Raw genomic sequence first — 12,274 nt, 5'->3', positions numbered from 1 at the left:
CCCGATGTCAGCCGCGAGACCGATTACTTCCTCGGCCATATCGGCAACGTGAAGACGATCGACGACTTCCTGAAGGACTATCGCCTCTACACCTATGCGATGAAGGCCTATGGCCTCAGCGACATGGCCTACGCCAAGGCGTTCATGCGCAAGGTGCTGACCGAGGGGGTCTCGGACAAGGACGCCTTCGCCAACAAGCTCACCGACACCCGTTACCGCGAGTTCGCCACGGCCTTCAATTTCGCCGCCCTCGGCGCCAATGCGACCTCGACCACCGCAGCCACGACCGGCACGGCCACCCAGTACGTCACGCAGACGATGGAGCAGAAGGCCGGCGACCAGAACGAGGGCCTGCGGCTGGCGCTCTATTTCACCCGCAAGGCGTCCACGATCACGAGCGCCTACCAGATCCTCGCCGACAAGGCGCTGACCCAGGTGGTGCAGACCGCGATGGGCTGGTCGCCGACGATCAGCTCGTCCGATATCGACGCCCAGGCCAAGATGATCACGGACAAGATCGACCTGACCGATTTTCAGGACCCGACCAAGGTCACCAAATTCGTGCAGCGCTTCGCGGCGATGTGGGACGCGACCCAGGCCCAGAGCGACAACTCGACCAACCCCGCGTTGGTCCTGATCGGCAGCGCGGCGACGTCGGCCAGCCTGGATACCGACATGCTCGCGACGCTTCAGAACATCAAGTTCAACAGGTAAATCATGCAATCGGCTCTCTATGTGGGATTGTCGGCCCAGGTCGCCCTCGAAAAGCGCCTCCAGACGATCGCCAACAACGTCGCCAACGTCAACACGGCGGCGTTCCGCACCGACGTGGTGAAGTTCGAGACCGTGCTGTCCAGGGCCGGCGCGACCCCGGTCGCGTTCTCCTCGCCCGGCGACAACATCATCTCGCGCGAGACCGGCAGCATCACCGAGAGCGGCAATCCGCTCGACGTCGCCGTGGTCGGTCAGGGCTGGCTCGCCTTCGCCGGCCCGAACGGCACCGTCTATACGCGTGACGGCCGCCTCCAGATCGCCGCCAACGGCGACCTTCAGACGGTGGCCGGCTTCCCCGTCATCGACGCCGGCGGCGCGCAGATCACGCTCGACCCGAACGGCGGGCCGGTCTCGATCGCCCGCAGCGGCGCGATCACCCAGGACAACAACGAGATCGGCACCATCGGCCTGTTCAACATTCCCGCCGACGCCAATCTCGAGCGCTACGGCAATTCGGGCGTCACGCCCGACCGGCCCGCGACCGCCATCGCCGACTTCTCCCGCGACGGCTTCAAGCAGGGCTATGTCGAGGGTTCCGGCGCCAATCCGATGATGGAATTGACCAAGCTGATGGCGGCCTCGCGCGCCTTCGACGGCACCAATTCGATGATCGAGGGCACCGAGAGCTCGCTCCAGAACGCAATCCGGACGCTGGGCGAGCCCGGCAAGTAGAGTGCGCCTCGCGCGCAATGAGGGTGGACGGTTTCCTTGAACGCTCTTCGGCAACTCGAGTGGGCGCTGCTGGAGCTTCAGCAGAGCACTCCCCTGGCAAGCGTCAGCGGCGCGATCTCCGAGATCGCGCCGACGCATTTCCGTGTCTCCGGCCTGTCGCGCTTCGTCAGGCTCGGTGAACTCATCGGCGTCAACTCCGGCGGCAAGCCGCAGATCGGCGAGGTGGTGCGGATCGACAGCGAGGGCATCATCGCCAAGCCGTTCGACCGGCAATTTGCCGGTGGTCTCGGCTCCGTCGCTTACCGGATGCCGCCGCTGTCTTTCGCGCCCGATCCGAGCTGGAAGGGCCGCGTCATCAACGCGCTCGGCGCCCCGCTGGACGGACAGGGACCGCTGACGCCGGGATCGCGGCCCGTCTCGGCGGAGGCCGAGGCGCCCTCGGCCATGAAGCGCGCGCGCGTCCACAAGCCGCTGCGCACCGGCGTGCGCGTCATCGACCTGTTCGCCCCGATCTGCGCCGGCCAGCGCGTCGGCATCTTTGCCGGCTCGGGCGTCGGCAAATCGACGCTGCTCGCGATGCTCGCCCGCAGCCAGGGCTTCGACACCGTCGTGCTGGCGCTCGTCGGCGAACGCGGCCGCGAGGTGCGCGAATTCATCGAGGACGTGCTGGGCGCCAACCGCAATCGTGCGGTCACCATCGTATCGACGGGCGATGAAAGCCCGATGATGCGGCGCCTGGCGCCGAAGACGGCCATGGCGGTCGCCGAATATTTCCGCGATCGGGGCGAATCGGTCCTGCTGGTGGTCGATTCGATCACCCGCTTCGCCCACGCCGCCCGCGAGGTCGCACTCGCCGCCGGCGAGCCCGCGGTCGCGCGCGGCTACGCGCCGACGGTCTTCACCGACCTGCCGCGCCTTCTGGAGCGCGCCGGCCCTGGCGAGGAGGGATCCGGCACCATCACCGGGATCTTCTCCGTGCTGGTCGACGGCGACGATCACAACGAGCCGATCGCCGACACCATCCGCAGCACGCTCGACGGGCACATCGTGCTCTCCAGGCACATCGCCGACCAGGCGCGCTACCCGGCCGTGGACGTTCTGGCCTCGGTCTCCCGCCTCGCCCATAACGTCTGGGACCCCGAAGAGCGCGAATTGGTGAGCAAGCTGCGCACCATGATCGCCAAATACGAGGACACGCGCGATCTTCGCCTGATGGGCGGGTACCAGTCGGGACGTGATTCGGGCCTCGACCAGGCGATCGACCTGGTTCCGAGGATCTACAGCGCCATGCGGCAAGACGCATCGGCTCAGCCAAGCGCCGATCCGTTCCGCGAGCTGAGGGACATGCTCAAGGGCGACTAGCAGGTGAGACCGCGCGGGACGCGCCCGCGATCTCGCCCTGCTCATTATTTCAACAGCCGGTCCGCGCATGCAGTCACGCTGCCGGCGCATGCACATCCATCGCCGCCACCGCGGTCCGTCGTCAGCGCATCAACCGTTCGGATGAATGATCGGGCGGCCGCGACGGAAGCGGCTGAGGGATGACACCGCGGCGGCAGCCGCAACAACCGCCGCGTGTAATCCCTGCAAATTCCCTTGGCGATTCTCGGGACTCATCGCACAAGTTGTGGATGACTCATCAACGCACATCACCCTTGTCATGCACAAGCTTCGATCAACTTGCATCGACGGCGGACAACTACGTGCCCTGCAATCAAACCGTCATATAGCTGCGGGCATGCTCGTAGGACTCCGTATTGCGTTCACTATCATGTGTCCCTAAGAGCGAGATTGTCTTGAACGTTACATTCACCTGCAACGACATCCAGTCTCCGTGAGTGTCTCTACTTGATTTTGTTGAGAAGGTCATTCATCGTTTCGGTGGAATATCAAGAAACGTCTTCTTGTGACTTGTACTCAGAGGCTTCGGTTGAACAATTCCGGTCCATCGTCCGTTCGTGGCGGCAACTCGGGCTCCCGCGCGACGACGACGCGATTGGCATGCCCTCCGCGAGCCGGCCTCTCGCTCCGGAAGACGCGACGCACGCTGGTCCAGGTCGGGCGCGTTGCAGTCCGAGCCGTCGAGCAGGAATCGGGCACGACGTGCTTCTCGGACATCTCCGGAGGTCTGACGTCTTCCGAAGTATTCGCGAACCACGGTGCAAGGCGGCTTCGGGACGCCGCAGACGAAGTTCCGGGGACGAGGTAAATCCATGCCATTGGCACGAGAAGCCGTCGAGCTGCTGGTCCAGGCGGCGAGGGCTTGGTATTTCGAAGGCAATCAGCATGGATTGCGCGATCGGGAATGGATGGCGCTGCGCTTTCTCAACCGCGCCAACAGGTTTTCGCGCACACCGTCCGCGCTCGCCGGCTTCATCGGCGCCACCAGGGCGACTGCATCGCAGATCGTGAAGACGCTGGAGAGCAAGTCCTTCCTGGTGCGAAAGCCCTCGCACGAGGACAAGCGTTCCGTGGTGCTCCACGTCACCGCGCAGGGCGAGAAGTGCCTGAACCAGCACGACCCGATCAACCACGTGTTGAATGCGGTCACGGCGCTCGGAACCGACGAGTGTCTCAGGCTGCGCGACTCGCTGCGGGAGATCCTCAATCACCTCGACGCAGCTCACCAACGGCTCGACGCCAGCATCTGCCGGGACTGCATGTTTCTCGCCGAACGCGGCCCTGGCATCGGCCAGGCCGCCGCGAAGGGGCGCGCAACCGCAGAATTCATGTGCCGGCTGTATCGCGCCCCCGTCTCGCTCGAGGAGACCGAGCTGCTCTGCACCAGTTTCGAGCGCACCCGCGACCGCCCGAAGATCGAGGAGCATCTCGACCGCGCGCGCGTGGCGAGCCAGGGATGAGGCGAAGGCCCGCAGCCTGAGCGCAACGTCCGCACGGATCGCGCGGCCAAAGCTTGCGGAAGATTTCGCGGCGCTCGTAATGAGGGCACCATCAGCTCCGTCATCCCCGCGCAACGGCGAAGAACCCGTAGTTTCCACATCGTCATTGCGCGCGTAGCGACTTGTCCGCCGAAGCTTTAGCGAAGGCGGAAGCAATCCAGKATCTTTCCGCGGCTGCAGCCTGGATTGCTTCGCTGCGCTCGCAATGACGGGGCAAGGTGAACCGTCGTCACCCTCTGGCACGCTTCTCAACTCGCAGACACGCCTTCGCGCTCTCGCGGCGGATTTCGCCCGAGCTTTGCTTCATCGCTCCACCCTCTCTAGGCCAAGAGGGCGCAGGGAAGGCCGGGTGCCGGCTGGCACCCACGGTCCGCTGTGCGCGTGTAGCGCATGAAAAGATGCACAGCGGCATACAGGTGCAGCCAAAACACTCGGCCCTCCCTGCGCAGTGGCCTGACGGCTTATGCCGTGCTCTCCCGGGAGCCGAGTTCCTTCTGGCCTCCCTCACCCCGCGAATTGACGATGCCGTCCGCCCGGTTGGGCTCGCGTGCACCTCCGCGAAAGGCTTGACCGTAGCAACGACGGCCAGGACCACACGGTTTTGCCGTACGCGCATTCGCTGACCGCCGCAGGGTTCTCCGGCCTTGTCGACGTAGCCGGAAAAATGCTGGCGAGACGAACTTTCAGCGCCGCTCATCTGCACGCGGTTTCGGGCTCACGGGGACTACCCGCCCTGCCCGCACCATGTCGTGCCGACGCTGCCGCGTCCACCGCAACCCGGCTCGCGAAAAATGACGACACATGATCGCCCCTCAAGGTCAAGCCGGGATGGACGACACATACGATAAATCCGAATTTCGGTAAAACGGAATATTTCTGCGCGGACGGATTGACAGGCCGTGCCGGTGTTTTGCCCGTCGGGCTTTGAGGCTTCGGCATCCGGGGCAAAAACCCTCGCATGACGCGTCGCGCCGGATCATTGGGGGAATGGGTGGTAGTCTTGTATGCATTATCCCAGTTGCCATCGCCGGGCACTTCGCTTTAGATGCCGCCAACTCGCCCTCGGATGACGGCCGAGGCTCAAAAATCCGCAGAAATTGTCAAAGGGACGAAGCATGGCGCGCAATATTCTGATTCTTGGGGCTTCCTACGGCTCCCTGCTGGGCACGAAGCTGCTGATGGCGGGGCACAATGTCACCCTGGTCTGCCGCGCCAAGACCGCTGAGCTGATCAACCGTGACGGTACCGAGGTACGCATCAAGCTGCGCGACGAGGCGGTGCACCGGGCAATCTTCTCGCGCGACCTGCCCGGCAAGCTCGACGCGGTGACGCCGGGCGATGTCGACGTCTCCCGTTACGACATGGTCGGCCTCGCGATGCAGGAGCCGCAATACACCAACCACACGGTGCGCGTGCTCATGGTCAAGATCGCCGCGGCGAAGCTGCCGTGCCTGTCGATCATGAACATGCCGCCGCTGCCTTATCTGAAGCGGATCCCGGCACTCGCAGGCATGGATCTCGAGGAGGCCTACACCAATGCGCAGGTGTGGGAGCGGTTCGAGCCGGGGCTGGTGACGCTGTGCTCGCCCGACCCGCAGGCCTTCCGCCCGCCGGAGGAAGCCGCGAACGTGCTTCATGTCGGCCTGCCCACCAACTTCAAGGCATCGGTCTTCGCCGACGACAAGCACAACAAGGTGCTGCGCGAGCTCGAAGCCGACATCGACGCGGTGACGCTCGACGGCCTCGACGTGCCGGTGAAGCTGAAAGTGTTCTCGTCCCTGTTCGTGCCGCTGGCGAAATGGTCGATGCTGCTGACTGGCAACTATCGCTGCATCACGCCGCACGAGCCGCAGTCGATCCGCGACGCCGTGCACGGCGATCTCAAGCGCTCGCAGACGATCTACGATCATGTCGACGCCATCGCCCGCCGCCTCGGCGCCGATCCGCAGGATCAGGTGCCGTTCGCGAAATACGCCAAGGCGGCCGAAAGCCTGCTCAAGCCGTCGTCGGCCGCGCGCGCGGTGGCGAGCGGCGCGCCCTTCATCGAGCGCGTCGATCTGCTGGTGAAGCTGATCTCGCATCAGCTCGGCGCGCCCAACCCCGAGATCGACCGCACCGTCGAGACCGTGGACCAGAAGCTGAACGAGAAGATCGTGCAGGGCGGATCGGGCGCGCAGTAGCGGCACGCCGCTTCTGTTGCGATCGCGCGATCCTCGGCGCTCACGCGCTCAGGAATGATTGGAACCAGATCAGGCCGGTCACCGCGACGAGCGTGACCGCGCCGGTGCGCGTGATGATCTCGGGGTGGCCGAGACGACGGACGCCGCGGCCGAGCGTTGCGCCGAACGCAATCCACGCAGCTCCCGCGGCGACGATCTGAAGCGCGATCATTCCGAGCCAGGGCAGGAGCTCGAACGGTCCGGCCTGGAGCGGCAGGAGCAGGAAGGCGAACACCATCGCCTTCGGATTCAGCAGCGTGGTGATCAGCACCTGGCGGAACGTCACCTCGGCGCCGCCGCGCAGCTCCCGCGCGTTGACGCGCCAGAGCATGACGGCAAGGCCCAGGATGTAGACACTGACCGCCACGCGAAGCACGACGGCCGCAAGCGGAATGCCGCTCACGACGGGACCGAGGGCCAGCCGCAGCAGCGCGATCGCCGCGAGATAGCCGAACAGCTCGGCTGCGAGCAGATGGAGCGACCGCGAGATCCCGATCCCCGCTCCCGACGTCGCGAGCAAGGTGTTGGTCGGTCCCGGCATGGCGAGGAGGAAGCAGGTCGCCGTGAAGAAGGTCAGGAGGTTCATGCGCCCAGCTAACAGGTCTCGGGGTCATGGACCTTGATCTGCGTCATTCCGCGCGGGCGGAACGGTTCCCGGTCACGCCTGAACTCCGCCGTGGGCAACAGAGCATGATTCGCGCTGCGGCGCTCGACGCGCCGCGGCCGGGTTGATAAGCCCCTGTCCGCGAATGATGGGGACTTGAGTCGGGACATGACGGTTGCGATCGAGATGGGGCTGACCACGGCGGGCGCCGCGGCGGCCATGGACCTCGAGGAACTGCTGGCGACCCGCCTCCTGGTGCAGGGCAATTCGGGCTCCGGCAAGTCGCATCTGCTTAGGCGGCTGCTGGAGCAGAGCGCGCCCTGGGTGCAGCAGGCCATCATCGACCCCGAGGGCGATTTCGTCACGCTGGCCGAGCGCTTCGGCCATCTCGTGATCGAGGCCGAGGATCACACCGAGCGCGGCCTTCAGGTCGCTGGTGAGCGCGCGCGGCTGCATCGCGTCTCCACCGTGCTCAATCTCGAGGGCCTCGATGCCGAGAACCAGATGCGCCGCGCCGCCGCGTTCCTCGGCGGCCTCTTCGACGTCGATCGCGACCATTGGTATCCGATGCTGGTGGTGGTGGACGAGGCGCAGCTGTTCGCGCCGGCGGTCGCGGGCGAAGTGTCGGACGAGGCGCGGAAACTGTCGCTGGGCGCCATGACCAATCTGATGTGCCGCGGCCGCAAGCGCGGGCTTGCCGGCATCATCGCGACCCAGCGGCTGGCGAAGCTCGCCAAGAACGTCGCGGCGGAAGCCTCCAACTTCCTGATGGGCCGGACCTTCCTCGACATCGACATGGCGCGCGCCGCCGATCTGCTCGGGATGGAGCGGCGGCAGGCGGAAGCCTTTCGCGATCTCGAGCGCGGGCAGTTCATGGCGCTGGGACCTGCGCTGTCGCGCCGTCCGCTGCGATTGAACATCGGCGCGACCGACACCCAGCCGCGCAATTCGACGCCGCGGCTGATGCCGATGCCGGAAGCCGCACTCGAGGATATGCGCGCCGTAATCCTGGCCGCGCCGCCGCCCGACGCCAGCCGGCCACAGCGCCGCCCCGCGCCGGACCTGCTCGAACAGCTCCGCGCGGCGAAGGCCGCCGCGCCGGAGATCCGGCCCGAAGCGATCGAGCTACCGGTCAGCGCCGAGGAACTCGCCGAGCGGCGCGAGCGCGTGGACCGGACCTTGCGTGCCGTGCTCGCCGAGCCCGATGCCGGCTTCCGCGCCATCGGCGTGCTCTATCAGGAATTCGTGGTCCGCTGCCGCATCGAGGGGCTCGGCGCGGCGGTGCCTGACCTCAACGAATTCCGCCGCATGCTGACGCATGCGCGCGCCGGGCTCGGCGCTGACATCGCCGATGACGACGCCTGGCAGGACGTGTCGCTGCGCGCCTCGATCCTGCCCGACGACATGCAGGGCGTGTTCATGATGATCGCCCGCGCGGCCAAGGAAGGCTGGCCCTGCCCGGGCGATGCCGCGATCGCCCGCGCCTATGGCTCGCATTCGCTGCGCCGCGCGCAGCGCCTGCTCAGCTACATGGAGGAGCAGGGTCTCATCGTCTGCCAGCTCGACGGCGGCGGACGCAGGATCGTGACGCTGGTGGAGCTGGCCTGGGCGACTGCGCCGGGCGATCCCAATGGCGACGATCTGCCGGCAGAGCCGGCGCAGAGCGCGGCTTCGGCCTGATCGCTAGGCCGCCTCGGCACCGCCGAGATAGGCGTCACGCACCCGCGGATCGTCCTTCAGCGCCCGCGCGGGACCGGAGAGCACGATCTTGCCGGTCTGGAGCACATAGGCCTCGTGCGCGATCTCGAGCGCGAGGCTGGCGTTCTGCTCGACCATGAACACCGACACGCCCTCCTGGTTGATGGTGCGGATCAGCTCCAGCACGCGATCGACATAGAGCGGCGACAGCCCCATGGTCGGCTCGTCCATCACGATCATCCTGGGACGGCTCATCAGCGCGCGCGCCATCGCCACCATCTGCTGCTCGCCGCCGGACAGCGAGCCTGCACGCTGCGACAGCCGCTGGCCGAGCTTCGGAAACAGCGTCAGCATCTTGTCGAGATCCTGCGCCACCGCATCGCGGTCGTTGCGCACGAAGGCCCCCATCAGGATGTTCTCGCGGACGGTCATGTCCGCGAACAACCGCCGCGCCTCCGGCACCGAGGCGATGCCGCGGCGAACGATCTGCGGCGTGGAGAGCCCGATCAGCGAGGCGCCGTCGAACGTCACGTCGCCGGAACGCGGTTTGACGAGGCCGAGGATGATCTTCATCGTCGTCGACTTGCCGCTGGCATTGCCGCCGAGCAGGCAGACGATGTGGCCGCGCGCGACCGTGATCGACAGGTCGAAATGCACCTGGGCCTGGCCGTAGAAGGTGTTGACGTTGGTCAAAGCGAGCAGCGGTTCGGGTAGGTTGGTCGTCATGCCGCGCTCTCCTGCTCCGCCGTCCCCGACAGGCCGTGACCGAGATAGGCCTCGATCACCTTGGGATCCTTGCGCACCTGTTCGCCCGGGCCTTCCGCGATCTTCTTACCCTCGTCCATGACGATGACACGGTCGGAGAGGCGCATCACCATCTCCAGCTTGTGCTCGATCAACAGGATCGTCAGCCCTTCCGCCTTCAGCTCGGCGACTAGCGCCTGCATCTCCGCGGTCTCGGTCGGGTTCATGCCGGCGGTCGGCTCGTCGAGCAGCAACAAGCGCGGCTTCAAGGCGAGCGCACGGGCGATCTCGACGCGGCGGCGGTTGGCATAGGAGAGACTGTAGGCCGGCTGGTCGATCCGCGGCAGCAACCGTTCGCCGAAGCGGGCGAGGATGGCTTTCACTTCCTCGCGCAGCCGCTCTTCCTCGGCCTTGACGCTGGCGGGACGCAGCAGCGCCAGACCCAATTCGAGCAGCGGGCCGATCACCGGCACGGCCGGCTTCACCGCGCGCAGCCGCGTGTGCGCGCCGATCAGGACGTTGTCCATCACGCTGAGATTGCCGAAGACGCGGCCGAGCTGGAAGGTGCGGGCAATGCCCTCGGCCGCCAGCCGTTCCGGCGAGAGGCCGGTGATGTCCTGACCTTCGAAGCGGACCACGCCGGCGTCGGGCCGGTCGAGCCCGGTCACGAGGTTGAACAACGTCGTCTTGCCGGCCCCGTTCGGGCCGATGATGCTGACGAGCCCGCCCCTGGCGAGGTCGAGATCGATGGCGTCGACCGCGGTGAGGCCGCCGAAGCGCCGCGTCAGCCCGCGCAGGGACAGCATGGTTGTGTGCTGCTCTGCCATCACATCGTCCCCAACAGGCCCTGCGGCCTGAACCGCACCAGCAGCAAGAGCACGATGCCGTAGATCAGGATGCGGTACTCCGCCGCGATCCGGAACAGTTCGGGCAGGCCGACCAGCGCCACCGATCCGACGATGGCGCCGACGACGTTGCCGAGCCCGCCAAGGATCACGACCGTCAGCGCCAGGATGGATTGCTGCGTGTTGAAGGTCTCGTGGTTGATGTAGGAATAAAGATGCGCGGCGATGCCGCCGCTGACGCCGGCGGCAAACCCGCCGAAGATGAAGGCGAGCGACTTGCAGCGGTTCAGGCTGAGGCCATAGGCGCGCGCGGCGATGTCGTCGTCCCTGATGGCGCGGAAGCTGCGGCCGAGATGCGAGCCGAGCAGGCGCGCCTGGAGCAGCGCCAGCACGATCATGACCACGAGGCTGAACCAGTAGATCGAATTTGGACTGATCAGGTCGTAGCCGAACAGCGACAGCGGCGGGATGCCGGAGATGCCGATCGGACCGCGCGTGACGCTCTCCCAGTTCAGGATCACCAGCGACACGATCTCGCCGATGGCGAGCGTTGCGATCGACACGTAGTGTCCGCGCAGGCGGAACGACGGCGAGATCAAGGCGGTGCCGAGCGCGGCGCTCACCAGGCCGCCGCCGATGATGGAAAGGCCAACCGGGACGGCGAAGCTCAGCGACAGCAGCGCCGACGTATAGGCGCCGATCGCCAGCAGCGCCGCGTGCCCGAGCGAGACCTGGCCGATCGTGCCTGCAACGAGCGTGAGGCTGAGCGCGAGCATGCCGAGCAGCCAGGCGTTGATCAGGGTCTGGAGCACGTAGAAGGACACCGGGAACAGCGGCAGGATCGCAAAGGCAGCGGCCGCGACCAGCAGCGCCCAGCGCGGAATGCGCACCGGCCGGCTCGGCGCGATGAAGGTGCCGGTGAGCGGCTCGGGCGGCGCCTGCCGCGCGCTGGCGAACAGGCCGTTCGGCCGCAGCACCAGCACGACGACCAGCAGCAGGAACGCGAACAGGTTGCGATAGCTGGTGCCGAACACGGCGACGCCGTAGCTCTCCACCAGTCCCAGCAGCAGGCTGCCGATCACCGCGCCCGGCACGTTGCCGGCGCCGCCGACGACTTCGGCGACGACGCCCTTGAGCGTCGCCTGTAGGCTCATCGCGGTGTCGATCTGGTTGTAGTACATGCCGACCAGCATGCCGGAGACGCCGCCGAGCGCAGCTGCAATGCCGAACACCGCCTGATTGACGCGGTTGACGTCCACGCCCATCTGCATCGCGGCATCGCGATCCTGCGCGGTGGCGCGCACCGCCCAGCCGAGCTTGCTGTAGCGCAGGAACACGAACAGCAAGAGCGCGCTGGTGATGCCGACGCCGGCGATGAGCAGATCGAGCGGCCCGATCGTGCCGCCACCGATCTGGAAGCGGACGTCCGGCAACTGGCTCGGCAGTGCGCGCGGATTCGGCGAGAAGGTCAGCATCACCAGCTGATCGAGTACGAAGCTGATGCCGATGGTCGCGAGCAGAGGTGCGATGCGCACCGAGTTCTGGAGCGGCCGCAGGCCGAACCGCTCGATGACCAGCCCGACCAGCGCGGCGGCGACCGCGACGACGATGATGGTGAGCGGCAGCGGCGTATGCAGCTGCACCACCGCGACCCAGCCGATATAGGCGCCGACCAGATAGATCGAGCCTTGCGCAAAGTTTATCAGCCGGCTGACGCCGAAGATCAGCGCGAGCCCGACCGCAACGAGGGCGTAGACATTACCGACGATCAGCCCGTTGATCGTGTAGTCGAGCCAGGAAGACACGCAGCGTTCCTAT

General features: G+C 66.4%; 10 protein-coding genes. 6 read left to right on the top strand and 4 right to left on the bottom strand.

Annotated elements, in window-relative coordinates:
* From AC1D00_RS08765 to AC1D00_RS08745, 5 genes are all read left to right on the top strand, one after another.
* The coding region (locus AC1D00_RS08765) for a DUF1217 domain-containing protein (protein ID WP_477010383.1) at positions 1 to 714 on the top strand (714 nt) is incomplete at its 5' end.
* Between the two features lie 3 nt (positions 715 to 717).
* The gene (flgF, locus tag AC1D00_RS08760; protein WP_404553402.1) at positions 718 to 1,446 is read left to right on the top strand and encodes a flagellar basal-body rod protein FlgF; all 729 of its coding nucleotides are present in this window, start codon (positions 718 to 720) and stop codon (positions 1,444 to 1,446) included.
* 36 nt (positions 1,447 to 1,482) lie between these two features.
* Positions 1,483 to 2,808, top strand: coding sequence for a flagellar protein export ATPase FliI (gene fliI, locus AC1D00_RS08755; RefSeq protein ID WP_027546099.1), 1,326 nt, complete (start codon positions 1,483 to 1,485; stop codon positions 2,806 to 2,808).
* A gap of 851 nt (positions 2,809 to 3,659) precedes the next feature.
* Positions 3,660 to 4,307 (top strand): MarR family winged helix-turn-helix transcriptional regulator, encoded by a 648-nt coding sequence (locus AC1D00_RS08750; RefSeq protein WP_477010382.1) that lies wholly within the window; start codon positions 3,660 to 3,662, stop codon positions 4,305 to 4,307.
* Between the two features lie 1,154 nt (positions 4,308 to 5,461).
* A complete protein-coding gene (locus AC1D00_RS08745; protein ID WP_477010381.1) occupies positions 5,462 to 6,526 on the top strand; it encodes a ketopantoate reductase family protein in 1,065 nt (354 codons plus the stop codon).
* 40 nt (positions 6,527 to 6,566) lie between these two features.
* Here AC1D00_RS08745 and AC1D00_RS08740 read toward each other — a convergent pair whose 3' ends face one another.
* The gene (locus tag AC1D00_RS08740; protein WP_477010380.1) at positions 6,567 to 7,151 is read right to left on the bottom strand and encodes a LysE family translocator; all 585 of its coding nucleotides are present in this window, start codon (positions 7,149 to 7,151) and stop codon (positions 6,567 to 6,569) included.
* 186 nt (positions 7,152 to 7,337) lie between these two features.
* On the opposite strand from AC1D00_RS08740, the gene AC1D00_RS08735 reads away from it, so the two are divergent.
* Positions 7,338 to 8,849: a helicase HerA domain-containing protein gene (locus AC1D00_RS08735; RefSeq protein ID WP_135175756.1), complete on the top strand. Its 1,512-nt coding sequence runs from the start codon at positions 7,338 to 7,340 to the stop codon at positions 8,847 to 8,849.
* A gap of 3 nt (positions 8,850 to 8,852) precedes the next feature.
* On the opposite strand, the gene AC1D00_RS08730 is transcribed toward AC1D00_RS08735, so the two are convergent.
* From AC1D00_RS08730 to AC1D00_RS08720, 3 genes are read right to left on the bottom strand one after another with little or no spacing between them, the layout of a single operon-like run.
* Positions 8,853 to 9,593, bottom strand: a complete 741-nt coding sequence (locus AC1D00_RS08730) for an ABC transporter ATP-binding protein (protein ID WP_477010379.1) — start codon at positions 9,591 to 9,593, stop codon at positions 8,853 to 8,855.
* Positions 9,590 to 10,438: an ABC transporter ATP-binding protein gene (locus AC1D00_RS08725; RefSeq protein WP_477010378.1), complete on the bottom strand. Its 849-nt coding sequence runs from the start codon at positions 10,436 to 10,438 to the stop codon at positions 9,590 to 9,592. Before AC1D00_RS08725 ends, AC1D00_RS08730 begins: the two co-directional genes overlap by 4 nt.
* Positions 10,438 to 12,261, bottom strand: a complete 1,824-nt coding sequence (locus AC1D00_RS08720; RefSeq protein WP_477010377.1) for an ABC transporter permease — start codon at positions 12,259 to 12,261, stop codon at positions 10,438 to 10,440. Before AC1D00_RS08720 ends, AC1D00_RS08725 begins: the two co-directional genes overlap by 1 nt.
* Between the last annotated feature and the right edge of the window lie 13 nt (positions 12,262 to 12,274).

Source organism: Bradyrhizobium sp. P2_E8 (assembly GCF_056403875.1).
This window is presented reverse-complemented; position numbering and strand designations above follow the sequence as displayed.